General features: G+C 53.5%; 1 pseudogene. It reads right to left on the reverse strand.

What is annotated here, in order from left to right:
- Positions 1 to 271: pseudogene (locus FLQ44_RS07850) on the reverse strand (hypothetical protein); the annotation flags it as partial.

Raw genomic sequence — 271 nt, forward strand, 5'->3', positions numbered from 1 at the left:
ACCGAGGCTTATAAGCACCGCCCCTCAAGAACTGAGCGCCAGCAGCTTTAACGCGGCGTGCAGTCTCAACAATCATTTCTTCATTTTCCACCGAACAAGGCCCAGCCACAGTTACCAAAGGCTGATGTTCGCCAAAGTGGATTGCGCCGTTAGGAGTGTTAACTACTATGTCACTTGCTTCACCACCGCGATACTCGCGGCTCGCCCGCTTAAACGGCTTTTCGACGCGCAGCACCTCTTCAATCCAAGGGCTGGCTTCCTGAATCTGTAG

Origin of the sequence: Vogesella mureinivorans (assembly GCF_007644035.1) — a bacterium.
GTDB classification, from domain to species: Bacteria; Pseudomonadota; Gammaproteobacteria; order Burkholderiales; family Chromobacteriaceae; genus Vogesella; species Vogesella mureinivorans.